This window comes from Paucibacter sp. B51 (assembly GCF_027863535.1).
Classification (GTDB): domain Bacteria; phylum Pseudomonadota; class Gammaproteobacteria; order Burkholderiales; family Burkholderiaceae_C; genus Paucibacter_A; species Paucibacter_A aquatilis.
Window position 1 is genome coordinate 1,603,717 of record NZ_JAPIVN010000001.1, and the last position, 20,383, is coordinate 1,624,099.

At 66.4% G+C, this 20,383-nt stretch carries 18 protein-coding genes; 9 read left to right on the top strand and 9 right to left on the bottom strand.

All coding sequences use genetic code 11. The annotated features are described in order from the left end of the window. The first annotated feature begins 91 nt into the window (after positions 1-91). The 5 genes from OOB33_RS06790 to OOB33_RS06810 all read left to right on the top strand — a co-directional run bounded on the left by OOB33_RS06790 (position 92) and on the right by OOB33_RS06810 (position 5,670). Positions 92-1,369: an HD-GYP domain-containing protein gene (locus OOB33_RS06790; protein ID WP_271008121.1), complete on the top strand. Its 1,278-nt coding sequence runs from the start codon at positions 92-94 to the stop codon at positions 1,367-1,369. Next, positions 1,366-3,495, top strand: coding sequence for a putative bifunctional diguanylate cyclase/phosphodiesterase (locus OOB33_RS06795; protein WP_271008122.1), 2,130 nt, complete (start codon positions 1,366-1,368; stop codon positions 3,493-3,495). The genes OOB33_RS06790 and OOB33_RS06795 overlap by 4 nt, the downstream gene beginning before the upstream one ends. Positions 3,496-3,572: 77 nt before the next feature. Next, positions 3,573-3,896, top strand: coding sequence for a DUF1840 domain-containing protein (locus tag OOB33_RS06800; RefSeq protein ID WP_102768309.1), 324 nt, complete (start codon positions 3,573-3,575; stop codon positions 3,894-3,896). Next, positions 3,856-4,545 (top strand): histidine phosphatase family protein, encoded by a 690-nt coding sequence (locus OOB33_RS06805; protein ID WP_271008123.1) that lies wholly within the window; start codon positions 3,856-3,858, stop codon positions 4,543-4,545. The genes OOB33_RS06800 and OOB33_RS06805 overlap by 41 nt, the downstream gene beginning before the upstream one ends. A gap of 180 nt (positions 4,546-4,725) precedes the next feature. Next, entirely contained in the window at positions 4,726-5,670 is a 945-nt protein-coding gene (locus OOB33_RS06810) for a porin (RefSeq protein ID WP_271008124.1), read from the top strand. Between the two features lie 104 nt (positions 5,671-5,774). Here OOB33_RS06810 and OOB33_RS06815 read toward each other — a convergent pair whose 3' ends face one another. The 6 genes from OOB33_RS06815 to OOB33_RS06840 all read right to left on the bottom strand — a co-directional run bounded on the left by OOB33_RS06815 (position 5,775) and on the right by OOB33_RS06840 (position 11,140). Further along, complete coding sequence (locus OOB33_RS06815; RefSeq protein WP_271008125.1) at positions 5,775-7,061, bottom strand: FAD-dependent oxidoreductase; 1,287 nt, start codon at positions 7,059-7,061, stop codon at positions 5,775-5,777. After that, positions 7,058-7,315, bottom strand: a complete 258-nt coding sequence (locus tag OOB33_RS06820) for a (2Fe-2S)-binding protein (protein ID WP_271008126.1) — start codon at positions 7,313-7,315, stop codon at positions 7,058-7,060. Before OOB33_RS06820 ends, OOB33_RS06815 begins: the two co-directional genes overlap by 4 nt. Next, positions 7,296-8,462: an NAD(P)/FAD-dependent oxidoreductase gene (locus tag OOB33_RS06825; protein WP_271008127.1), complete on the bottom strand. Its 1,167-nt coding sequence runs from the start codon at positions 8,460-8,462 to the stop codon at positions 7,296-7,298. Before OOB33_RS06825 ends, OOB33_RS06820 begins: the two co-directional genes overlap by 20 nt. Continuing rightward, positions 8,462-9,424, bottom strand: a complete 963-nt coding sequence (locus OOB33_RS06830; protein WP_271008128.1) for a 4-hydroxyproline epimerase — start codon at positions 9,422-9,424, stop codon at positions 8,462-8,464. Before OOB33_RS06830 ends, OOB33_RS06825 begins: the two co-directional genes overlap by 1 nt. Positions 9,425-9,449: 25 nt before the next feature. After that, complete coding sequence (locus OOB33_RS06835) at positions 9,450-10,097, bottom strand: GntR family transcriptional regulator (RefSeq protein ID WP_271010022.1); 648 nt, start codon at positions 10,095-10,097, stop codon at positions 9,450-9,452. Between the two features lie 95 nt (positions 10,098-10,192). Then, on the bottom strand, positions 10,193-11,140 hold the full coding sequence (locus tag OOB33_RS06840) for a dihydrodipicolinate synthase family protein (protein ID WP_271008129.1): 948 nt from the start codon (positions 11,138-11,140) through the stop codon (positions 10,193-10,195). A gap of 264 nt (positions 11,141-11,404) precedes the next feature. On the opposite strand from OOB33_RS06840, the gene yajC reads away from it, so the two are divergent. The 4 genes from yajC (at position 11,405) to OOB33_RS06860 (ending at position 17,355) form a co-directional block, all read left to right on the top strand. After that, positions 11,405-11,731 carry a preprotein translocase subunit YajC gene (gene yajC / locus OOB33_RS06845; protein ID WP_102768300.1) on the top strand — a complete coding sequence of 109 codons (327 nt, stop codon included), beginning with the start codon at positions 11,405-11,407 and terminating at the stop codon, positions 11,729-11,731. Positions 11,732-11,891: 160 nt separating this feature from the next. Beyond that, entirely contained in the window at positions 11,892-13,799 is a 1,908-nt protein-coding gene (gene secD / locus OOB33_RS06850; protein ID WP_102768299.1) for a protein translocase subunit SecD, read from the top strand. Positions 13,800-13,819: 20 nt separating this feature from the next. Further along, positions 13,820-14,854 carry a protein translocase subunit SecF gene (secF, locus tag OOB33_RS06855; protein WP_102768298.1) on the top strand — a complete coding sequence of 345 codons (1,035 nt, stop codon included), beginning with the start codon at positions 13,820-13,822 and terminating at the stop codon, positions 14,852-14,854. 38 nt (positions 14,855-14,892) lie between these two features. Next, positions 14,893-17,355 carry a DUF1631 family protein gene (locus OOB33_RS06860; RefSeq protein WP_102768297.1) on the top strand — a complete coding sequence of 821 codons (2,463 nt, stop codon included), beginning with the start codon at positions 14,893-14,895 and terminating at the stop codon, positions 17,353-17,355. 100 nt (positions 17,356-17,455) lie between these two features. Here OOB33_RS06860 and OOB33_RS06865 read toward each other — a convergent pair whose 3' ends face one another. From OOB33_RS06865 to OOB33_RS06875, 3 genes are all read right to left on the bottom strand, one after another. Continuing rightward, positions 17,456-17,908, bottom strand: coding sequence for a DUF494 family protein (locus OOB33_RS06865; protein ID WP_102768296.1), 453 nt, complete (start codon positions 17,906-17,908; stop codon positions 17,456-17,458). A 117-nt stretch (positions 17,909-18,025) separates the two neighbouring features. Then, positions 18,026-19,156: a DNA-processing protein DprA gene (gene dprA / locus OOB33_RS06870; RefSeq protein ID WP_271008130.1), complete on the bottom strand. Its 1,131-nt coding sequence runs from the start codon at positions 19,154-19,156 to the stop codon at positions 18,026-18,028. A gap of 24 nt (positions 19,157-19,180) precedes the next feature. Next, positions 19,181-20,362, bottom strand: coding sequence for a LysM peptidoglycan-binding domain-containing protein (locus OOB33_RS06875; RefSeq protein ID WP_102768294.1), 1,182 nt, complete (start codon positions 20,360-20,362; stop codon positions 19,181-19,183). Positions 20,363-20,383: the final 21 nt, after the last annotated feature.

Sequence of the window (20,383 nt, forward strand, 5' to 3'; positions counted from 1 at the left end):
TGATGGGCAATACTGGCGTCAGGGCTCAAGTTTGGTGGCGCCGCGGCCGAAGCTGAGCCAGAGGGCGCCGTCAAAATGGCGTAGAAAGAAAATGAAGGACACCACTGCAGATCCTTTGATCGATGTCGGCCAGTTGAAGGTGGGGATGTTCATCCATCTGGATTTGGGCTGGATGTCGCATCCCTTTCCGCTCAGCAGCTTCAAGCTGAGTTCCGAAGACCAGTTGCTGATCCTGCGTCGCCTCGGGCTGCAGCAGGTGCGTTGGAGTCCGGGCAAGAGCGATCTGCAGACTGAAGCCTCGCCCCTTCCTCCCGAGCCCGCGCCTGAAGTGTCCAATGCGTTGTCGGCTGAAGAGCTGGCGCGAGAAGCGCATCGCAAGGCCTTGGAGGCCCAGCGCGCGGCACTCAATCTCTGTGAGCGCCAGTACGCGGAGGCCGCTGGTGCCTTTCGTGGCGTGATGGATCTGGTGCCCACCGATCCGCGCCATGCGCGTGATCAAGCCACGGCTTTGACCGCCGCCTTGCTCGACAAGATGTTGGTTGAGGGTGATCTCAACATCCGCCTGCTCAACGAAGGTGCCGGTGACCGCGGCACGGCCCATGCCCTGAATGTCTCCATCATCTCCTTGCTGCTGGGCCGAGCTTTCGGCCTCGGCCGCGAGGAAATGATGGACCTGGGCGTCGGCGCCCTGCTGCATGACATCGGCAAGACCGAGGTGCTGGCCCGCCTGCGCCACCGCGACGACAGCTTCACGGCGGCCGAACTGAACGGCTACCAGTCCCATGTGGCCAAGGGCGTGGCCCTGGCCCAGGGCATGGGTCTGGCCGCCGGTCCCTTGCTCATCATTGCGCAGCATCATGAGAACGCCGATGGCAGCGGTTTCCCGCAGCGCATCAATGTCGATCGCATGAGCGCCGGCTCGCGCATCGTGTCCCTGGTCAATCGTTTCGATGGCTTGTGCAATCCCCTGCTGGCCTCCAAGGCCATGACGCCGCACGAGGGCCTGTCCCTGATGTTCGCGCAGGGTCGCAATCGTTTTGACGCGACCATGCTCAACGCCTTCATCCGCATGATGGGCGTCTACCCGCCGGGTTCGACGGTGCAGCTGACCGATGACCGTTTCGCCCTGGTGGTGGCGGTCAATTCCTCGCGCCCGCTCAAGCCCAAGGTCATGGTCCATGACCCCAAGGTGCCGCGCGAAGAGGCGCTGATCCTGAATCTGGAGCAGCATGCCGACCTGGGCATCCGCCGCAGCTTGAAGCCGCAGCACCTGCCGCGCGCTTCGCTGGATTACCTCAGCCCGCGCACCCGTCTGGCTTACTTCTTTGAGCCGACGCAAGGGCCAGGCACTGCGGAGTTGGCGGCGTGACCCTGGTCAGCCTGCCGCTGCCCTCGCCAACGACTGCCACGCCCGCCCAGATCGCCCTGCTTGAGGGCATGCTGGAGGCCGCGTGGCTGGTCGATGGGAGCAGCCGCCGCATTCTTGCGGTGAATGCAGGTGCGGCCGCCTTGCTGGGCCTGAGCGCCGAGCAGTGGCAAGGTCAAGGGGTGGAGGCACTGGCCAGCTCGCCCGAGGATGTCATGTTCTGGATGGAGGCGGCGCAGGATCGCCAGGCCCATCTGCTGTCCGACACCGTGATGCGCCATGCCGATGGCCGCATGTTGTGGGTGACGCGGCGCATCAGCTTCGTCGCCGATGCGGCCATGCCGGGTGGCGGCTGCTGGCTGGTCAGTGTGCGCGACCAAACCCCGCAGCGCCAGGCCGAGGAGGAGCGCGAGGCCCTGGTGGCCGAGCTTCAGGCCACGCTGGAATCCACGGCCGACGGCATTCTGGTGGTCGATCTGGCTGGGCGCATGCGCTCCTTCAACCGCCGATTTGCCTCGCTCTGGGGCATTCCGCAAGACCTGCTGCGCGAGCGCAATGACGAGGCGGTGCAGACCTGGATGCGCCGCAGCGTCGTGGACGGTGCGGCCTATGTGGCGCGGCTCTCGGCCATCCAGGACGCCGCCCTGCTGCAGAGCAGCGATGTGATCAGCTTGCTGGACGGCCGGGTGCTGGAGCGGGTGTCCCTGCCGCAGTTCAGCCGCGGTCGGCCGATTGGCCGGGTCTACTCGTTCCGCGATCTGAGCGAAAAGCTGGCGGCCAGCCAACGCATCGAGGAACTGGCCCATTCCGACATGCTGACCGGCCTGCCCAACCGCCGGGCTCTGGCCGAGCGCATCGACTATGCCCAGGCCATGGCCAAGCGCGAAAGTGCGCCCTTTGCCTTGCTCAATGTCGACCTGGATCGCTTCAAGCAAATCAACGACACCTTGGGCCATTCCTACGGTGACCGCGTGCTGCGCGAAGTGGCCGAGCGTTTGAAGGCCTGTCTGCGCGAAGTGGACATGGTGGCCCGGCTGGGCGCGGATGAGTTCGCCCTGCTGATCCACCAGGCCGACGCACGCGGCGCCGAGAACGCCGCGCGCCGGGTCCAGGAGGCGATGGCGCGGCCGTTCTGCTTCGACACCCTGAGTTTCACGGTCACCTGCAGCACCGGTATCGCCTTGTTCCCGGGCGATGGCGCCACGGCCGATGAGCTGATGGGCAGCGCTGAGCAGGCCATGCACTGGGTCAAGGAAAGTGGCCGTTCGGCCTTTCACTTCCACCAGCCGCGCAAGGATGTGGACCTGCTCTCGCGCATGCGCCTGGACCACGCCATGCGCCAGGCGCTGCAGGAGGGGCAGTTCCGTCTGCACTACCAGCCGCAGATCAATCTGGCCAGCGGCCAGGTGATCGGCGCTGAGGCGCTGATTCGCTGGCGCGACCCGCTGCGTGGCGAGATCTCGCCGGCCGAGTTCATTCCGGTTGCGGAAGAGAGCGGCTTCATCGTCGCCATCGGCGAGTGGGTCTTGCATCAGGCCGTCGAGCAGGCCGCGCGCTGGCTGCGCCAGGGCTGGCGCATGCCGGTCGCTGTGAATGTCTCGGCGCTGCAGTTTCAGCAAAGCCAGTTTGCCGACACCGTGGCTCACGCCTTGCGGGCCTCGGGCCTGCCGCCGGGCTTGTTGGAGCTGGAGCTGACCGAATCCATCCTGCTGCGCGATGCCGAAGAAGCCTTGCGGCGGCTGCAAAGCCTGGCGGCGCTGGGCGTGTGCATGTCCATCGACGACTTCGGCACCGGTTACTCCAGCCTCGGCTACCTGAAGCGCTTCCCCATCCAGCGCCTCAAGATCGATCGCAGTTTCGTGAAGGCCTTGCCTTCAGACGCCAGCGATGCCGGCATCGTCAATGCCATCATCCAGATGGGGCAGGCGCTGCGCCTGCATGTGATTGCCGAAGGCGTGGAGACCGAAGCCCAGCGCGACTTCCTGCTGCGCGCCGGCTGTGACGAGTTCCAAGGCTACCTCTACGCCCCGGCCTTGGGGCCGCAGGAGTTCGAGGAGCGGGTCTGGCGCCGCGGCAACCCCAGCAGCCCGGGTGGCGGCATGCGGCTGATGGGCGGCTTGTTGATCTGAAGCCGCCTGCGCGGCCAGGACTGCGCCGACAATGGCTGGCATTCATCTGAACAGCCATTTCGGGGAGGACCGTCACCATGATCTATCGCTTCAAATCCAAGGCAGGCGCCGACGTGATCATGTTGCAGCCGCAGGGCGAGCAGATCCTGCGCCTGCTGGGGCGCGAGCCTTCCCCGCAGGGCATTTTGCGCGGCGCCGAGCTGCCGGCCGCGATTTCGAGCCTGGAGCAGGCGGTGGCCGAGGACGAGGCAGCGTTTGCTCAGCTGCAAGCCGAAGCCGAGGCCGCCGGTGAGCCGTTGCCGCGACGCGAGGGCATCAGCCTGCGTCAGCGCGCCTGGCCGCTGATCGAGTTGATCCGCCATGCCCAGCGCGCTGACAACGACCTGGTCTGGGGTGTTTGAGGCCATGCCGCTGGACAGCAGCACACGCGTGCTCGCCATTCGCCATGGCGAAACGGCCTGGAATCGAGACAAGCGCATCCAGGGCCAGCTCGATGTGCCCCTGAACGAGACCGGGCGTGCTCAGGCCCAGCGTTTGGGCGAGGTCTTGGCCGGGGAATCCGTGGACGTGGTTTACAGCAGTGATCTGGGCCGGGCGCGCGAGACCGCGGCCGCTGCAGCCGCGGCGCTCGGGCAGCCCGTGCACTTGGATCCAGGCCTGCGGGAACGCAGCTTCGGCGTGTTTCAGGGCCAGACCTGGCAGGAGATTGCCGAGCGCTGGCCCGATCACAGCGAGCGCTGGCGGCGCCGCGATCCGGATTTCGGTGCCGAGGGCGGTGAAACCTTGCAAGAGTTTTATGCACGCAGCGTGTCTGCTGTGGAGTGTGTGCTGCAGCGACACGCCGGGCAGACCGTGTTGATCGTGACCCATGGCGGCGTGCTCGACTGCCTGTACCGCGCGGCCACGCGCCTGCCCTTGCAGGCGCCCAGAACCTGGACACTGGGCAATGCTGCGATCAACCGCCTGCTTTTTTCCGACGCCGGTTTCACGCTCGTGGGCTGGAACGACGACGCACATCTGGGCGGCCTGGGCCTCGACGAACTGGCCTGAGCGAGCCAATCGACCGTTCTGGCAAGTGCCGATTCGCACGAAATGAGGTGTACCAGAGAAGTGTTGCAAATTCGCGTCGGTGCTGTTTCAGCGCTCCGAGCCACTTCTATACTTCCCCCACATTGCGCAGAAGACCGGGCGGCTAAGCCCAGCACACACTCAACTCACAAAAGGCATACGATGAAAAAGATCGCTCTCGTGGCTGCTATCGCAGCTCTGGCCGCTCCCGCCGCTTTCGCTCAAAGCTCGGTCACCCTGTGGGGCCGTATCAACACCACCGTCGAAAGCCAAAAGGAAGGCGCCGGTGACCGCAAGGTCGTCGTGGCCAACAACGCTTCGCGTCTGGGCTTCAAGGGTCAAGAAGACCTGGGCGGCGGTCTGAAGGCCAGCTTCGCTCTGGAGCACGGCCTGAACTCGGACAACGGTGCTGCCACCGGTTCGGCCTTCTGGGGTCGTGAGGCTTCCGTGCAACTGAGCGGCGCTTTCGGTGCTGTGCGTCTGGGCCGTTGGACTCCGGGCTCCTACTTTGCCACTGCTGACTACATCAGCAACCACAACCACGACACCGGCTCTTCGGAAGACAAGCTGTACTCCGGCGCTGGCTTCACCACCACCAACAAGATTGGCTACTTCACCCCCACCGTCGGTGGTTTCTCCGGTGAGTTCGCTGTTCACGCCGGTGAAGGCGTTGACAAGCGCGGCATCGATCTGTCGGGCAACTACGACCAAGGCCCTCTGCACCTGGGTGCTGGTTTCAGCAAGCAAGGTAGCGCCAAGCAGTTCGCTGTTCGCGGTCTGTATGAGCTGGGTGCCATCGTTCTGGGCGCTTATGTTCAGCGCGAAGACACCGGCACTGGCGCCAATGACTCGCGCACCATTGCTCGCGTGTCGGCCATGTACACCATGGGTGCTTCGGAATTCCACCTGAACGTTGGCGGCACCAAGGCCGGTGGCGATTCCTTCAACGGTGGCAAGAACGGTGGTAAGCAGTACACCCTGGCTTACAACTACAACCTGAGCAAGCGCACCAAGCTGTACGGTTACTACACCGCCGTGGACAGCACTCAAGCCAAGAGCGCTGGTGACTTCAGCTCGCTGGCTGCTGGTATCCGCCACAACTTCTGATCGTTCTCGATCGAAGTCAAAAAAGCGACCCTCGGGTCGCTTTTTTTATGGGCTTCCCGTCTGCGGCAACTGTGCGCTTGCGCCCTGAGCGAGCGCAACAAGAGTCAGTCCTCAGCGAGCAGATGCAAGGGTGCAGCTTGCAGCGGCGTGCGCAGGCCGCGGTTCTGTTGTGCTGGCCAGCCCAGCAGGCTTTCGCAAATCGGCCCGCAGATGCGGCCCTGGCATGCGCCCATGCCGCAGCGGGTCTGCAGTTTGGCCTCGCGCCAGTCGCTGTGAGCCTTGAGTTGTCCAAGGCTGATGTCCTCGCAGCGGCAGACGGTGGTGCTGGTGGCAGCCAGCTTCAGCACTTCTGGGCGCAAGGAGAAGTGGCGCTGCAAATGGTCGGCGAACTTCAGGGCGCCCTGTCTTGAACGGCTGGCACCGGTACGGCCGAGCATGGACTGGGCGGCCAGCGAGCCTTCCGCCACTGACTTGTCCACGCCGCCAATGCCTGTGCATTCCCCGGCGGCAAAGACGCCGGGCAGGTTGGTGGCCATGCCGGCGTCGACGGCAATTGCGCCGTCATCCGTGAGCTGGCAGCCCAGCATTTGGGCCAGTTCGGTGTTGGGCAAGAGCCCGAAGCCCAGGCCCAGCGCATCGCAGTCCAGGGCCCAAGTCGCTCGCCCCGTGCTCAGTTGTATGCTTTGCAGCCGGCCATCGCCGCTCGCGCTTTGCACCCAGGTGCCGCTGCGATAGGGGATGCCGCGCAGCCGCCATGCCAAGCCGGCCGCCTGCGCCGCCTTGGCCGCTGGCAAGCCAGCCGCAAAGCGAAGCAGGCTGGCGCGCGAGGCTTGCTCCGCAATCAGCAGGATCTGCCCGCCGGCCTGTCGCACCGTGTCTGCCGCGGCCAGCAGCAGGGGGCCGCTTCCGGCCAGCACCACACGCTGGCCTTCGATGGGCCAGCCTTGCTTGACCAGGGCTTGCAACCCTCCAGCCCCGGTGATGCCAGGCAAGGTCCAGCCCGGAAAGGGCAGAAAACGCTCGCGGCCTCCGGTGGCCAGCAGCAACTGGGGCGCCTGCACCTGGACCGGCACTCGGTTCGGGTGCGCCGGCTGGTACAGCCGCAGGCTCACGGCCTGATCGGTCGCTTCAATGTGCGCATCGATCACCGCATGGCCGAAGCAGCACTGCAGCGAAGGGTGGCTCAAGGCCGCCTCGACCTGAGCGCGCCAGTGGGCAGGCAGGCCCGCTCGCCAGATCTGGCCGCCGGCCTGCGCCGATTGCTCCACCCAGATCACACGCCGGCCGGCCTCCAGCAAGGGCAGCAGGGCGGCGATGCCTGCCGGCCCGGCGCCGATGATGAGGATATCGGCTTGCAAGTGCTGAGCCTTACGCTGCGATGTGCTGCTCATGTCTGCGTCTCGATCTGCATGCCGTCGACCACCAAGGTCATGCAGGCCAGCCGGTGATCATGGCCATCGATGCGAACCCGGCATTCCTGGCATTGGCCCATGCCACAGAACGCGGCACGTGGCTGCCCGGTCTCGGAGCGGCGGCTGTGGGCCAAGCCCGCGCGCTGCAGGGCCGCGGCCACATTGCAATGGGCCGGCACCAGCAGGGCCCGGCCATTGATGAAAACCTGGAGCTCAGGCTGGGGCGACGGCATGCTGGCTTTCGCTGAAACGTTCGGGTCGGAAAGGACTGGGGTCCAGGCTACAGGGCTGGCCCAGGCTCAGCTGCACCAGCAGCTCGGCCGTGGCCAGGGCCGTGGTGATGCCCAGGCCTTCGTGCCCTGTGGCCAGCCAGCAGCGGCGTAAGAGGGGGTGAGCGCCGATCAGGGGCTGGCCGTCGCGGCTGGCGGGGCGCACGCCGGTCCAGCAGCGCAGCAGGCTGAGCTCGCCCAGGCCCGGCATGTAGTGCAGCGCCTGGCGCAGCATCTGCTTCAGCAGCGCGGGGTCCAGCTCGCGATCCTCGCGGCCGATCTGGCGCGAGGAGCCGATCAGCAGCTGTCCGCCCGGCCTCGGCTGCAGATTGAAGGACACCGTGTCCTGGTCCACCAGATGGGCGCGCTTCAAGTAGCCTAGCTCGACCAACTGGTGTTGCACCCGGCCGGGGTGGCGCTGGGTGATGGCCAGATGGCCTTTCTTGGGCAGCAGCCAGCCGGCGGGCAGATGCTGCTGCGCGGCCAGGCCGGTGCAGATCACGGTCATGGCACCCCAGAGTTCGCGCCCATCGTCCAGCCGCACCGAGGCGCCGTCAAAACCGACGGCCCGGGCGCGGAAGACCTTGGTCTGTGCCTCCTGCAGCCAGCGGGCCGCCACGCGCGGCGGGTAGACGCGGCCATCGCCGTGCACACGCAGGGCGCCCCAGAGGTCGCGGCGCAGCAGGGGTTCCGCTTCGAACAAGGCCTCAGGTTTGAGCATCTCCGCCGCCAGGCCCTGGCCGCCAAACCAGGCGCACTTGCGCTCGGCCAGGTCCAGCTCCTCGGCGTCTGCGGCCAGCCAGAGCGTGCCGCAGCGGCTGTACTCGGCCAGCTCGCGGTGCGCCTCCTGGGCTTGCAGCCAGTCTTGCCAGAGCTGCAGGCTGCGGCGGCTGAAATCCGACTCGGTTTGATCGGCCGGGTCCAGGGCATCGACGGTGAGCAGATGGCCCATCGATGCCGCCGTGGCGCCGCCGCCGATCGGGCCCGGCTCGACCACGGCCACGCTCAGGCCCTGGCGTGCGTACTCGCGGGCGCAGGCGGCGCCGATGATGCCGCCGCCGATGACGATCACATCGGCATGGCGGCGCATGGGCAGGGGGCTGGCGGCCATCAGCCGCCGCGGGTGCCGGAGGTCTGGCCTTCGTCCCGGATGCCCCAGGCGAAGGGGTCGCCGGGCTGGAAGACCAGGTTTGCATCGAGGGTGACAAACGCCTGGCCGTGGATGCGTGGCAGCACGCGGCCGTCCTCAGCGGCCTGGTAGCTTGCCGTGAAATGGCTGCCGATCACACTTTCCTGCACCCAGGCTTGCCCGGGCGCCAGCTTGCCGTCGGCCGCCAGGCAGGCGATCTTGGCGCTGGTGCCGGTGCCGCAGGGGGACCGGTCGTAGGCTTTGCCGGGGCAGAGCACGAAGTTGCGGCCCTGGTGGGCTGGGTTTCGGGCCGGCCCGATCAGTTCGATGTGGTCGATCTCCTGGCCGCCTTCGCCAGTGATGCCCTGGGCCTGCAAGGCCTGGCGGATGCGCCAGGACAGATCGGTCAGGGCTTCGACCTCGCTCAGGCGCAGGTCCAGCCCATGGTCATCGCAGAGGAAGAACCAGTTGCCGCCCCAGGCCACATCGCCGTGGACGCGGCCATGGCCGGGCACTTCCACGGGAATCTGGCGAGCCCAGCGGTAGGCCGGCACATTGGCGACGGTGACGCTGCCGTCGGCGTGCAGGGTGGCGCTGACCGTGCCCACCGGCGTCTCGATGCGGTGCTCGCCCGGCTGGATGCGCCCGAGATAAGCCAGCGTGGCGACCAGGCCGATGGTGCCGTGGCCGCACATGCCGAGGTAGCCGACGTTGTTGAAGAAAATCACGCCCGCGCTGCAAGTCGGGTCTTGCGGCTCGCACAGCAGGGCGCCGACCAGCACGTCCGAGCCGCGCGGCTCGTTGACGATGGCGCTGCGCCAGGCGTCGTGCTGTTCGCGCAGGCGCGTCAGTCGCTCCGCCATGCTGCCGTGGCCCAGGTCCGGGCCGCCGTCAATCAGGATGCGGGTCGGCTCGCCGCCGGTGTGGGAATCGATGATGCGCATGGCGTGAAGATGACTGAAAAAGATGTCAGGCGATGACGGCGCTGGCAAAGCTGCGCAGATAGTCCATCAAGCCATCGGCCGCGGCGCTGGCGCGCTCAGACTCACCGGCCGCGATGGCTTCGGCCAGCACCAGGTGGCAGCGCGAGCCTTCGCTCATATCGCCTTGGTGCTGGTAGGCGTACCAGAAGCGCCGGCATTGAATGATCATGGGCACGACAGCCGCTACGGCAAACGGGTTGCGGCAGGCTGCATGCGCCACATGGTCCAGGGCCTGGTCGGCCGCCATGTACGCCGCCAGATCGCCAGCCTGGCTGGCCTTGATCATCTGGCGCGCACAGTGCAGCAGATCCTGGCGCTGCTGCGGCGTGGCGCGGCGTGCGGCTGAGCTTGCGATCAGGCGCTCCAGCACGCGCCGCGCCTCGATCAGGTCCAGATGCTCGGCCAGGCGGATGTCGCTGACCAGCAGGCCGCGGCGCGGCTGCTGCACGATCAGGCCGCTGGCCACCAGGCGCATCAAGGCCTCGCGGGTGGGTGTGCGACCCAGGCCGGTGCGCTCGATCAGCTCGGCCTCGACGATGGGTGCGCCCGGACGCAACTCCAGGGTGGCGATCATGGATTCCAGCGCGTCGTAAGCCTGGTCGGCAAAGCGTCGCTTGTCGGGCTCGGTCTCCATGGTGGTGGAGGCCTGGGTCGAGACGGAATCCTGAGGAAGGCTGCTTTTCATGGGCGCATCATCGCAGGCCTGCCGGCAGGCAGGAACGGTTCCGATCAGAACAGGCGGCTCAGATCGGGCCGGGTGTCCAGGCCGCGCTGGATGATGGTGGCCACGCGTTCGCGTTCGGCGCCGACCAGGGGCAGGCGCGGGCGGCGCACGTGCTCGTTGCCAACGCCGGCCATGGCCTCGGCCAGCTTGATGTTCTGCACCAGCTTGGCGCTGACATCGAGGTGCAGCAGGGGCATGAACCACTGGTAGATCTTCAGCGCTTCGTCGTAGCGCTTGGCCTGCATCAGCTTGTACAGCGCCACGGTTTCTGCCGGGAAGGCATCGCACAAACCAGCCAGCAGGCCTTCGCAGCCCAGGGCCAGGGCTTCGAAGCTCAGGTCGTCGACGCCGATGAAGAGCTGGTAGCGGGTGCCCAGGGCATTGCGCAGGTCGGTGACGCGACGGATGTTGTCGGTCGATTCCTTGATGGCCACCAGCCACTCGCAATCGGCCAGCTCCACCATGTCCTCGGGCTTGAGGTCCACGCGGTAGGACACCGGGTTGTTGTAAATCATGATGGGCAGCTGGGCGGCCTGCGCGATGGTGCGCACATTGGCCATGGCCTCGCGCGTGTCGGCCGGGTAGAGCACGGCCGGCATCAGCATCAAGCCCTGAACGCCCAGCTTGGCGGCGGCTTCGACATAGCGGATGGCATTGCGGGTGCTGGTTTCCGACACATTGGCCAGCACCGGCACGCGGCCGGCCGAAACGCGCAGGGCGGTGGCGGCAACCTCGAGCTTCTCTTCCAGTGTCAGCGTGCTGGCTTCGCCGAGCGAGCCGCCGGTGACCAGGCCATGCACGCCGTTCTGGATCTGGAAGTCGAAATGGCGCTCCATCTCGGCAATGTCCAGGTCTTCGTTGGCCTTGAACTTGGTGGTCACAGCGGGGAAAACGCCGGTCCAGCGGGGCAGGTCGGCACGGGCGCAGGGGATTGTTGGGCTGAGGTCGGTCATGAAGAACTCCGTTGGTATTCTGTAAATATATTTATTGAAGGGCTTGCCGTCAAGCGGGCGCAACCCCAAATACAGCGACTCTTGCGTCGACTTCGTTCTGCGCTGCCCCAAACGTGCCGGCTGCGGGTTGGTCTGGGCAACGGGTGAGGTCGTGGCGCACATACAATCCGCCGTTCATTTGATGCCGCCCTGGCCCAGAACTGGGTGTCGATTGAATCGCGCCCGGCCACTCGGCTTCACCACATCTCCAAAGGGAATTTCCTCGTGTTCATCTCCAATGCTTTCGCCCAAGCTGCTCCCGCGGCAGCTGCTGCACCGGAATCCAGCCTGCTGAGCATGCTGCCCCTGGTGCTGATGTTTGTGGTGCTCTATTTCGTGATGATTCGTCCGCAGATGAAGCGCCAGAAGGAGCACAAGGCCATGATCGACGCCATCGCCAAGGGTGACGAAGTCATCACCTCCGGCGGGCTGCTGGGCAAAATCAGCAAGGTGGGCGAGAGCTATCTGAGCCTGGAAGTCGCCAACGGTGTGGAACTGCAAGTGCAGCGCGGCGCCGTGGTGCAAGTGCTGCCCAAGGGCACCATCAAGTAAGCCATTCCAAGAACACCGGTCGGCCCGCTCCGCAGAGGGAGGCGGCGCCGCTGGACTAGCCAGCCTGCCGCCGCGTGCGGCGGGCTCACCCGGCACCGCTGGCACTGCCTTGATGTTTCGAGGCGGCAGCCCCGGTGCCTGGGCCTGAGAGGAAGCCTTCATGAACCGTTATCCGCTGTGGAAGTACGCGATCCTTGTTGTCGCGCTGCTGATCGGCTTCATCTACACGCTGCCGAATTTCTTCGGTGAAGCGCCTGCCGTGCAGGTCTCCAGCGGCAAGGTCACCGTCAAGGTGGACTCGGCCGTGGCCGCCCGGGTCGAAAAGGCGCTCAGCGATGCGCAGATCAAGCCGGACTATGTTCAGTTCGAAGGCAACTCCGTCAAGGCCCGCTTTGCCGACCTCGACACCCAGGTCAAAGCCAAGGACGCGATCAGCAAGGCGCTGAACACCGACCCCAGCGACCCGAGCTACATCGTCGCGCTCAATCTGTTGTCGCGTTCGCCGCGCTGGCTGACCGCCCTGCACGCCAACCCCATGTACCTGGGTCTGGACCTGCGCGGCGGCGTGCACTTCCTGATGCAGGTCGACATGAAGTCGGCCCTGACCAAGAAAGCCGAGAGCCTGACCGGCGATGTGCGCAGCATGCTGCGCGAGAAGAACATCCGCCACGCCGGCATCAGCCGCGATGGCAATGCAGTCAACGTCAATTTCCGCGAAGAGGCCGTGCGCCAGCAGGCGCTGACCGTGCTGAACGACCAACTGCCCGATGTGCAGTGGCAGCCGGTGACGGAAGGCCTGGATCTGCGCCTGGTCGGCACCCTCAAGCCCAAGTCCCAGGTGGCCGTGCAGGAAGCTGCGCTGCAGCAGAACATCACCACGTTGCACAACCGGGTCAATGAGCTCGGTGTGTCCGAGCCGGTGATTCAGAAGCAGGGTCTGGACCGCGTGGTCGTTCAGCTGCCTGGTGTGCAGGACACCGCCAAGGCCAAGGACATCATCGGCCGCACCGCCACGCTGGAACTGCGCATGGTGGATGACAGCGCCGAGGCGCAAGCCGCCCTGGCCGGTTCCGGCCCCGTGCCCTTCGGCACCGAGCGCTTCATCGATCGCGGCTTCGGCCCCATCATCGTCAAGCGCCAGGTGGTGCTGACCGGTGAAAGCCTGAACGACGCCCAGACCACCTTCGACGACAAGCAGCGCCCCGCCGTGAGCCTGACCGTGGACGCCAAGGGCGCCCGCATCATGAAGGACATCTCGCGCGAGAACATCGGCAAGCGCATGGCCATCATCCTGTTCGAAAAGGGCAAGGGCGAGGTCGTGACTGCACCGGTGATTCAGGGCGAGCTGGGCAACCGCTTCCAGATCACCGGTTCGATGAACACCCAGGAAGCCAACGACACGGCCCTGCTGCTGCGCGCCGGTTCGCTGGCCGCACCGATGGAGATCATCGAAGAGAAGACCATCGGCCCCAGCCTGGGTGCCGAGAACATCGCCAAGGGCATTGCCAGCGTGACCTGGGGCTTTGTCGCCGTGGCCGTGTTCATGTGCATTTACTACATGCTCTTCGGCCTGTTTTCGTCTCTGGCTCTGGGTTTCAACCTGCTGCTGCTCTTGGCCGTGCTGTCCATGATGCAGGCCACGCTGTCCCTGCCGGGCATCGCCGCCATCGCCCTGGTGCTGGGCATGGCGATCGACTCCAACGTGCTGATCAATGAGCGTATCCGTGAAGAGCTGCGTGCCGGCATGGCACCACAAGCGGCCATCAGCGTCGGCTACGAACGCGCCTTCGCCACGATTCTGGACTCCAACGTCACCACCCTGATCGCCGGCGTGGCCTTGCTGGCCTTCGGTTCGGGCCCGGTGAAGGGCTTTGCCATCGTGCACTGCCTGGGCATCCTGACCTCGATGTTCTCGTCGGTGGTGTTCTCACGCGCCCTGGTCAACCTCTGGTACGGCCGTCAGAAGAAGCTCAAGTCTTTGTCCATCGGGCAGATCTGGAAGCCTGAGCCCAGCCCCGGCGCGGCCTCGGCCGGCGATGCCGACTCGCAACCCGTGGCCAAGGCCTGAGACCAAGAAAGCCTCGAATCATGGAACTCTTCCGTATCAAGCGGGATCTCCCGCTGATGAAGCATGCGTTGATCTTCAACGTCATCTCCTTCCTGACCTTTGCCGCGGCCGTGTTCTTCCTGGTCACGCGCAGCCTGAACTTCTCGATCGAATTCACGGGTGGTACCGTGATGGAGATCGAATACGCCAAGACGGCCGAGATCGACAAGACCCGTCATGTGGTCGAGCAGATGAATTTCGGTGAAGTCACCGTGCAGCCCTTTGGCAGCTCGCATGACGTCATGCTGCGCCTGCCGCTGCGTGGCGACATCAAGCAGACCGAGCAGGTCGGCCGCGTGTTCGCCGAGCTGTGCAAGGCCGAATCGGGCAGCATCAGCCAGCGCCAAACCGTCAGCGACAAGGGCGAGGCCATCAGCAAGCAGGTTTGCCTGACGCCGGACGGCGCCGAACCGGTCAAGCTCTCGCGCAGCGAAGTCGTCGGCCCTGCCGTCGGTGAGGAACTGGCGCATGACGCGGGCCTGGCCTTGGGTATGACGGTGATCGGCATCATGATCTACCTGGCCTTCCGCTTCGAGTGGAAGTTCGCCGTGGCCGGCATCATTGCCAACCTGCACGACGTGGTCATCATCCTGGGCTTCTTCGCCTACTTCCAGTGGGAGTTCTCGCTGGCCGTGCTGGCCGCCATCCTGGCCGTGCTGGGCTATTCGGTGAACGAGTCGGTGGTGATTTTTGACCGGGTGCGGGAAGCCTTCCGCAAGTACCGCAAGCTGAACACGCACGAGGTCATCGACCACGCCATCACCAGCACCATGAGCCGCACCATCATCACCCACGGCTCGACCCAGCTGATGGTGCTGTCCATGCTGATCTTCGGCGGCCCGACCCTGCATTACTTCGCCGTGGCGCTGACCATCGGCATCTTGTTCGGCATCTACTCCTCGGTCTTTGTGGCTGCGGCGATCGCGATGTGGCTCGGTGTCAAGCGCGAAGATCTGGTGAAGACGCCCATCAACAAGGAAGATCCGGACGATCCAAACGCCGGAGCCGTGGTGTAGAGTGGCCGAAAACCACTCAGCATGATCCACGAATTCTCATGAGCGCAGCCGCCCGCAATCAGGCCTTGGCCTCTCAGGCGCGGCGCATCTATATCGAGTCCCTGGTGCGCGGCATCTCGGCGCTCGGCAAGGTGCTCAACGAGGCTGCCGCCCAGCTGCTGCTGCAGACCGCCGAGTACGCGGTGATGGTGGCGCGCCGTGACGGCGTGCAGTCCTGGAACCGTCACGGCCCTGCCTGGGTGTCGGGCGTCATCAGCGGCCTGCGTCACGCCGCCGTCTACGGCATCATTGAAGCACCCAGCGCCGCAACCGCGACCTCTGCGGCACCGGCGCCAGCGGCCATGTCCCTGGTCGACGACGACACCATCGAGCGCGAGATCACCAGCTCGCGCCTGGCGCTGGCCATGATGGACAAGGCGACCTGGGAATTTACCGATCTGCGCACCCGCATGCAGGTGCTGGAGAAGCAAGACGATCTGCCTGCGCAGGATTTGCTACGCGCCAACGTCGTTGCCAAGCTGGTGATGGATGCCTGGATGCGCAGCGGCCTGGCCACCTCCGACTGGCAGATGCTGCGCAGCACCTTGCATGAAGAGTTTTCGCAACTGCTGGTCGAGTGCTACCACGAGACCAACCGCTGGCTGGTCTCGCAGCAGGTCCTGCCCGAGGTGGACCTGCGCCCCTTCATTCGCCGCAGCGCCGACAACGGCCCGGTGCCCGCTGCCACGGCCTATGTGCCCGGCGCCGGTGTGCCCTACGGCGGCACCCAGTTCGGTGCGGCCACGCGCACACCGCAGATCCGCGGCTCCTCGGGCCTGCCCGAGGCCGGCCAGGCACCGGTGCGAAGCCCGGCCAGCAGCCAGGCCGAAGAGGTCTTGCAGCTGCTGCAGAAAATTGTCGGCCGCCAGGTGCCGGCTTTCGGGGCCACGGCCATGGCCGAGTCGGCTGCCACCCGCATGGGCGCCACCCGCATGGGCTCGGCGGCTGCGGTTCAGCCCCCGGGCGCCGGCGGCAGCCCGTCCGGCGCCAGCAGTGTCTCGGATCCGGCCATGGCGCCAACCCAGGTCGAGGCCCAGCCCTTCCCGCCCTCGCGGCCTGCCGCGCCGCGCCTGAGTGCGGCCATCAAGCATGCGCAGGAGTCTTTGCAGCGCGAATCCGTTCATTCCGACGGTCAGCCCGTGCCGGCGCCGCAGCTGCTGGAAGAGATCAAGACCCGCAACCAGGCCTTCAAGTCGGTGCTCAAGCAGGCCGCCGACACGCCGGCCGAGCGCGCCACCATCGAGCTGGTGGCCATGATGTTCCAGAGCATCCTGATGGAAGAGCACATTCCGGCCTCTGTGCGGGTGTGGTTCGCCCGCCTGCAGATGCCGGTGCTGCGCGTCGCCGTCAGCGAGCCTGATTTCTTTGCCACCACCGACCACCCGGCGCGCCAGCTGATCGACCGCATGGGCGCCTGCGTCATGGGTTTCAGTGGCAATACCGGCACCAGCGGCGCCGCGGGCGACCCGCTGGAGCGCGAGATCAAGCGCGTGGTGCAGGTGGTCGAGGCCTATCCGGACACCGGCCGCCGCGTCTTCCAGACCGTGTTGACCGAGTTCGAAAAGTTCCTTGACAACTATTTCAAGAACGAGAACCAGACCACCCGCCACGGCGTGTCCCTGGCCCAGCAGGTCGAGCAGCGCGAGACCCTGGCCATCCAGTACACCATCGAGCTGCGCAAGATGCTCAACGAGGTGCCGGTGCAGGACGGCGTGCGCGAGTTCCTGTTCCACATCTGGGCCGATGTGCTGGCCGTGACCGCGGTGCGCACCGGCGCCCAGTCCGACAACACCAAGCAGATGAAGCGCGCGGCGGCCGATCTGATCTGGTCGGCCAGCGCCAAGGTCTCGCGCGAAGAGCGTGCCGAGGTGATCCGCCGCCTGCCGCCCCTGCTCAAGACCCTGCGCGACGGCATGGGCCAGGCCGGTTTGTCTGTGGACAAGCAGGACGAGCACATCCGCGGCCTGAACAATGCCCTGGCTGCGGCCTTCACCGCCAAGACCGCCGCCATCCCGCGTGAGCGTCTGGACGAGCTGATGGATCAGCTGGAAACGCTGGAAACCATGCTGCCCGAGGACGGTGAGGAGTCCGACATCAGCGAGCTGCTGGTGCGCGACCTGTCCGGCCACGAGGCCGAAGGCATGGAGGTGGTGGCCGAGGGTGGCTCGGCGCCGACCCCGGCCATGCTGGCCTGGGCTCGCGAGCTGCAGGTTGGTGGCTGGTTCATGCTGGATTACCGCGGCCGCAACGAAGCGGTGCAGCTGGCCTGGCGTGGCAACCGCCGCCACATGACGCTGTTCGTCACGCCGACCGGCCGTGGCGTGCTGTTCCCGCTCAACCGCCTGGCGGCGTTCCTGCAGGCCGGCCTGCTGCGCCCCGCGCAGGACGAAGCCCTGACCGTGCGCGCGACCCGCAATGCCTTGGCCAAGCTGGACGTCGATCCCTCGCGTCTGCTGAACTGAGCGGACGCGAAGGCCGGCAAAAGCGGGCAAAAAAGCGGGCAAACAAAAGGGCTGCCTCGGCAGCCCTTGTCGTTCATGCGCGCCGAATTGCTCGGCAGCCCTAGTGGATCAGCCGGTCTTCCGGGGCCACGAAGAGTTCGTCCAGGATCAGCGCGTCGGGCTCTTCGCCCAGGCTCCAGAACACCATCAGCACGATGATCTTCAGGTCTTCGAGGTCCATGGGGCCACCGGAGATGGCCATGGCGCGGTCGATCACCATCTCACGCATGGGCGGGCGCAGCACGCCGGCCGAGGCGAGGAAGGTGATGAAGCCGACCGAGGGCTCGCCCAGGTGGTCCAACTCCGCGGTGGAGTACACACGCAGACTGTCGACGCCTTGCTGGCCCTGGAAGGAGGTGGCCGCACTGGCCAGGCCATCCAGCCAGGACAGGGCTTCCTGGATTTCGTCCGTCTCAAAGCCCACGGCCGACAATTTGCGAGTCAGCTGGGCATGATCCGGGCAGGCGTCCGGCCGCCAGTAGGTTTCGTAGAGGTAGACCAGGACGTCAAACATGGGCTGACTATAACCCAGGGCCTCCGACGGAATGGGGCGAGAAACCGGCCAAACAGGCCGGAAAAGCCCGTCTCAAGGCCCCAAACTGCGTTTCCGCGCGAATGCGGCGCGGCGGCCTCAAGCCCCGGCGCGGCGCTGGAATTGCTGCCCCGGCAGGCGGGCAATCGCGCCGCTGAGCTCCAGTTCCAGCAGATGGGCACTGAGCTCGGCCACCGGCCAGCCGCCACGGGCCTGCAGGGCATCGAGGCCGATGGGGTCGAAGCCCATCAACTCCAGGACCTGGCGCTGGGCGGGGCTGCAGTCCAGCGCTTCAGCGGGCGCTGACGGCTGCTTGCTGCTGTTCACCGCCGGGCTGCCCGGCCAACTGCCGGGCGGCAGCTCTTCCAGCACGTCCTGGGCGGTTTCCACCAGCTTGGCGCCCTGGCGGATCAAGGCGTGGCAGCCCCGGCTCATGGGTGAGTGAATCGAGCCGGGGATGGCGAACACTTCACGGCCCGCCTCGCTGGCCAGGCGTGCGGTGATCAGCGAGCCCGAGGGCAGGGCGGCTTCCACCACCAAGGTGCCGAGGCTCAGGCCGGCGATCAGGCGGTTGCGGCGTGGGAAGTTGCTGGCCAGGCCCGGCATGCCCCAGGCGTACTCGCTCAGGATCAGGCCTTGCTCGCTGATCTGCGCGGCCAGCGCCTGATGCCGACGCGGGTAGATCTGGTCAAAGCCGGTGCCCATCACCGCGATGGTGGCGCCACCGGCGGCCAATGCGCCCTGATGCGCGGCGCCGTCCACGCCCAGGGCCAGGCCCGAGGTGATGCACAAGCCGGCCTGAGCCAGTTCGCGGGCAAAGGCGCGGGCATTGTCCCGGCCTTGCGCTGTCGGGTTGCGGCTGCCCACCACGGCCAGGCAAGGCGAGCGAAGCAGCTCGCGCCGGCCCTGCAGATAGAGCAGCAGCGGCGGGTCGGCCGTGGCCATCAGCTGCGGCGGGTAGTCGGCATCGCCGAGCAGCAGAATCTGGTGCGAGGGGTCGGCCTGCAGCCAGGCCCAGGTGCCGTCCAGCGCCGCGTCCAGGTGCTCGGGCGGGCGACTCAGGCTTTCGCGCTGCTTGGGGGTCAGCAGATCCTGCCAGGCGGCACCCGGTAGATCGAACACCGCTTGCGGCGAACCCAGGCTCAGCAGCAGGCGGCGCGCGGTGTCGAGGCCGATGCCGGGGCTTTCCAGCAGGCGCAGCCAGGCGCCCAGTTCATCGCGGTCCCACATGGCTTGGCGACCGCGTGGCCGACCTCAGGGCTGGGTGAAACGATCGCCGGCCTTGACGGGGTCCTTGACCGAGATGATCAGGGCGTAGGACACGCGGGCGTAGACCTGGAACACAAAGAGCACACCGTGGCGCTCGTCGGGCAGCTTGATCTCCTCGCGCTGGCCGCCGCTGCGGTCCACCATGCGCCGGCCTTGCTGCCACAGGGCCAGCACATGGCCGCGCTCCATGCCGTCACGGGCGCCGCGGTTCAGGGCCACGATCTGGTTCTGGCCGGCATTCAGACCATCGCCGTAGATCGAGACGATCTGGCCCGACATGGGCTGAGCCGGTGCATGCGGCACGTAGCGCGAGAAGCTGCGCTGCGGCACCGGGGCCAGGCGGTCGCCGACGCCAATTTCCTGGCGCACCGACTTGATGGTCAGGGTGGCCGGCACGATTTCGCTCTTGCCATCGGGCAGCTGCGTGGTCTGGCCCGGGCGGGTCAGCTCGGCAGTGCCGAGGTAGGGCGCTTCATAACCGAGCAGTTCCTTGGTGCTGGGGTCCAGCAGCGGGCGGGTGTTGCGGAACACGCGGTAGTCGGTGGCCTGGCTCAGGTCGCCGCGGGCATAGGCCAGGTCGCCGCGGGTCAGCAGCACGCGGCTTTCCGGCGTGGCGACGATGCGGGGCGCCTTGGCCAGCTCATCGCTGTCGAAGACCACGGCGTCGTTGAGGAAGGGCTCGATCAGGTTCAGGGCAATGGCGCTGATGGAGCCGTCGTCCACGCCTGAGCTGCGCACGCGCGGCGACAACTTGACCGTGTCGCCGCTGCTGCCGCTGCCCACCGGCTGGGCCAGTTGCAGGCGGGCGCGGCCGTCCACCTTGACCAAGACCAGCACCTGGCCGGGATAGATCAGGTGTGGGTTGCTGATCTGGTCGCGATTCATGCCCCAGAGTTCGGGCCAGCGCCAGGGGCTCTTGAGGAAGAGCTTGGAGATGTCCCAGAGCGTGTCGCCGGCCTTGACGGTGTGGGAGTCGGGGGCGTCGGCGGCCAGCTCGCTCAGCGGCACGCCGGCCTGGGCCACGCGGTCGGCGGTGGCGCGTTGTTGTCCGGTGATGGGCAGGCTGCTTGTTTGCGCGGCGGCGCCCAGGCTGAGGGCCGAGAGGCTGGCCGCCAGCAGCAGGTTCTTCACAAACAGGGCGGTGTTCTGGGCGGGCCGGGCGGACATCAGCGATTCACAAACAGGCAT